This is a genomic window from Mesorhizobium sp. M7A.F.Ca.CA.001.08.2.1, assembly GCF_003998455.1.
GTDB lineage: Bacteria > Pseudomonadota > Alphaproteobacteria > Rhizobiales > Rhizobiaceae > Mesorhizobium > Mesorhizobium ciceri.
The window spans coordinates 1-4,053 of the sequence record NZ_RZPW01000590.1 but is presented as its reverse complement, the minus strand read 5'-3'; the positions used below and the strand labels follow the sequence as shown (position 1 = coordinate 4,053).

3 protein-coding genes are annotated in these 4,053 nt (G+C 66.6%); all 3 read right to left on the bottom strand.

Going from position 1 to position 4,053, the window contains the following annotated elements:
• Nucleotides 1–2,766: cobaltochelatase subunit CobN (cobN, locus tag EN914_RS26960; protein ID WP_127389365.1), on the bottom strand; the 2,766-nt coding region annotated here is incomplete at its 3' end.
• Nucleotides 2,767–2,784: 18 nt separating this feature from the next.
• Nucleotides 2,785–3,822: a cobalamin biosynthesis protein CobW gene (cobW, locus tag EN914_RS26955; protein WP_024501365.1), complete on the bottom strand. Its 1,038-nt coding sequence runs from the start codon at nucleotides 3,820–3,822 to the stop codon at nucleotides 2,785–2,787.
• A 2-nt stretch (nucleotides 3,823–3,824) separates the two neighbouring features.
• Nucleotides 3,825–4,053, bottom strand: a 229-nt coding sequence (locus EN914_RS26950; RefSeq protein WP_127389364.1) for a DUF1636 family protein, incomplete at its 5' end; no start/stop codon positions are given.

The following is a 4,053-nucleotide window of genomic DNA, read 5'->3' as shown; positions in this document are numbered from 1 at the left end:
GGACATGAGATCCTCGACGCCGGTGCCATAGGTGCCGGGCGAGGTGCCGAAAATGCGCGGGCTGATCTTGCCGTCGGCGCGGGTTTTGGCCGCGAGCGGGTTTTCCGAATCGTCCTCGTCGCGCGCGGCAACCGCGTTGGCTGCGGCATCGATCAGCGCGATTTGGGTCGGGAACATGTCGCGGAACAGGCCTGATATGCGCCATGTGACATCGACGCGTGGCCTTCCGAGCGTGGCCGGCGGCAGCACTTCGATGCCGGTGATGCGGCCGGTGGCCAAATCCCATTGCGGCCGGCAGCCCATCAGCGCCAGGCCTTGAGCGATCTCCTCGCCGCCGGTGCGCAGCGATGCCGAGCCCCAGAGATCGATGACCAGCGAGCGCGGCCAGTCGCCATGCGACTGCATGTAGCCGCGCACGACTTCCTCCGCCGCGGCCTTGCCCAGATCATAGGCGGTCGGCGTCGGCATGGTGCGCGGGTCCGAGGTGAACAGATTGCGGCCGGTGGGCAAGACGTCCGAGCGGCCGCGCGCAGGCGCGCCGGCCGGCCCGGCCTTGATGTGGCGGCCATCGAGCGCGGCAAGCAGCGCCGTCTTCTCGGCTTCAGCGCTCTGGCGGCGCATGGCGTCGGGCTCATCCTCCGGAGCGCGGCCGTAGATATGCAGCCCGTCCTTGATGGCGAAATCCTTGAGGTCGCAGAGCCAGGCATCGATGCGGCGCAAGGCCTCGTCGGGCGCGTCGGTTCTGGCAACGCCGGCTTCGGAGGCGAGACCGGTTTTTTGCGCGGTGTCGACGATCAGTTTCGCCAGTCGGTCACGGCGGCGACGGTCGAGCCCGTCGGCCTGGGCATATTCATCGACCAGCCGCTCGAGCTTGTGCTGGTTTTCGTCCAGCCCGGCGCCGGTCAGCGGTGGCGGCAAATGCCCAAGGGTGACGGCGGCAATGCGCCGCTTGGCCTGCGCCGCTTCGCCCGGGTTGGAGACGATGAAGGGATAGATGACGGGCAGGGGACCGGTGACGATCTCCGGAAAGCAGTTTTCCGACAGAGCAACGGTTTTGCCCGGCAGCCATTCAAGCGTGCCATGGGCGCCGACATGGACCAGCGCGTGAACGCCGAGCGACTTGCGCAGCCAGAGGCCGAAGGCGATCAGCGCATGGCGCGGGGGCAGCGTCGGGTCGTGGTAGTCGGCGCGGCGGTCGACGGAGCAGCCGCGGTCGGGGGCGAGGGCGATGGTGACGTTGCCGAAGGTGGCGGCGCGGAAGGGGAAACGTGCAGTGGTCGGTCGCGAAGGTTGGCGCGAGGCGCCCCCCTCCGGTAGAACAGAGGGGGGCGCCTCGCGCAAACCTGTCTCGTCTTCTGCCTTCCCCCAAGCAGCCTCGACTGCAGCAATTGCACCTGTCGGCAATTCCGTCGAAAGAGCGAGATAATCGTCCAGCCCCAACCCGTCGGCACTCCGCTCAAGCAAATCCAGCAACCCACGCGGCGTCTCCGGAATTCCCTCAACCACATAGCCCTGCTCCTTCAGGTCATGCAGCATGGCGAGCACGCTGGACGGCACGTCGAGGCCCACGGCGTAGCCGGTGCGGCCAGGAGCGCTAGGGTAATCCGGGATCAGGATGGCCAGCTTGCGCCCGGCGCGGGGCGTCTCCTGCAACTTGATGAAGGCCGCGACGCGGTCAGCGACCTGCGCCACGCGATCCGGTTCCGGCCGGTTGGCGAAGGCGCGGTGGCCGAGTGCGGGATCGGTCTCGGTCTCGCCCTTGAAGGAAATGGCGCCGGCGAGGACGCGGCCGTCGAGTTCGGGCAGCACGACGTGCATGGCGAGGTCGGCGGGTGCCAGGCCACGCTGGTTGTTTTGCCAGATGTCGCGGCGGGTGGTGGCGACGATGACCTGGAAGACAGGCACGCCGGCGCGGTCGAACAGCGTTTCGATGCCGGGTTCGGCGCCTGAGGCGAAGGCGGTCGCGGTGATGATGGCGGCGGGCTTCAGCGCCGTCAGTGCTGTTTCCACGAAGGCGAGGGAGGTTGGGTCCTTGAGGCTGGAGACGAAGATCGGGACTGGGTCGATGCCGCGCTGCCGCAGCGCTTCAACAAGCGCATCGATGGGCGCGACATCGGCGGCCAGCAGCATCGAGCGATAGAACAGGATGGGGATGATAGGAGCGTTGGCGTTGTAAGCGCCAGCATTCGATAAGTCCGGCTTCTCTACAACTCCACTTCCAGGCACGTAAAAACCAGCTTTCGGCACCACCACCGGGCCGATAACTTCCGCATCCGACCCCGCCAGCCGCGCCAACCTCCGCACCAGCGCGCCCATATTCGCCGGGCCGCCCTCGCGGAAATAGTCGAGCAGAGCGTCAAGTTCTTGGCGCGGCAGCGTCGAGGCTTCGATCAGGCGCAGATCCTCGTCGCGGCATTCGCCGGGCAGCAGCGCCAGTTTTATGCCGCGTTCGCGGGCGGTCGAGGCAAGCTGGTCGCAGCCGTAGCGCCACCAGTCGTAGCCGCCGAGGATGCGCACGAGGATGATCTTGGCATGGCGGGCGACGCGGTCGACCCAGAGGTCGACGGACATGGGATGGCGCAGGTCGCGCAGTGCGGCCAGCCGCATCGAGGGCAGGCGGCCGGCATCGGCCTTCCACGCCGCCGCCAGTCCGGCGAGGTCGCTGTCGGTGAAGGACAGGGCCACGATATCCGCCGGCGTCTGCCGCAGATCGACCGGCTCGGCGAGGTCGTCGAGCGAGGCGGATGTCGTGGTTAGGATGTGCATCGCAATCCGTGTCCGAAATCAGCCGGCGAGTATACGCTCGATCGCCGGGCGGTTCAGCCCTTTCAGGCCGATGACGACGAGGCGCGAGCGGCGGTCGTCCTGCGCGGTCCAGGCGCGGTCATAGTAATGATTGACGCGCGGCCCGACGGCCTGCAGCAACAGCCGCATCGGCTTGCCGCCGACCTCGACGAAGCCTTTTACACGCAGCACGTTCTCTTCTTCTGCGACCGTGGCGACGCGTTTTGCCAGTTCATCGGGATTGGCGACCGAGGCTATGTCGACAATGAAGGTGTCGAAGTCGTCATGCTCGTGGTCGAAGGCGCCGTCATGATGGGATTTGCGGTTCTCGATGTCGTCCTCGACGGCGAGACCGAGCCCGAGCAGCACGGAGGGATCGACCTTGCCATGCGACGTCGGCACGATCTTCACTGCGCGGGCGGAGTGTTCGCCAATGATGGCATTGGCGCGGGCGGTGCCGGCGGCGTCCATCAGGTCGCTCTTCGACAGGATGATCAGGTCGGCGCAGGCGATCTGGTCCTCGAACACTTCTTCCACCGGATCGTCATGGTCGAGCGTCTCGTCCCCGGCGCGCTGCGGCTGGAGGGCCTCCATGTCGTTGGCGACGCGGCCTTCGGCCAATGCCGGTCCGTCGACCACGGCGATGACGCCATCGACGGTCACCCGGCTTTTCACGCTCGGCCACTGAAAGGCCTGGACCAGCGGCTTGGGCAGTGCCAGGCCCGAGGTTTCGATCAGGATATGGTCGACCTTCGGCGTCAGCGACAGGATTTGGTCGAGCGCCGGGACGAAGTCGTCGGCAACGGTGCAGCAGATGCAGCCATTGGCCAGTTCGACGATGTTTTCCTCCGGGCAGGTGTCGATGCCGCAGCCCTTCAGGATCTCGCCGTCGATGCCGATGTCGCCGAATTCGTTGACGATGATGGCAATGCGCTTGCCGCCGGCATTTTCCAGGAGATGGCGGACCAGCGTCGTCTTGCCGGCGCCGAGGAAGCCAGTGACGACGGTGCAGGGAACGCGGGATACGGAAGTGGTCATGGTCAATCCTTCAGCATGTCGAGGGGAGGGATGCGGGCAATGAGGCCGCGCTTCAGGCTATCGGGGCGGCCACGCCACGGGATCAGGCCATCTTTCGAGGTGGCGAAGAGCTTTGCGCCTGTCACGAGGTCGGCGCCGCTGGTCGCGGTCAGGTCGCCGAAGACATAGCTCCAGCAGCCGTCGCGCAGGATCGCGGCGCTGAGGCGCCGCTTGCAATTGCCAAGGCATTCG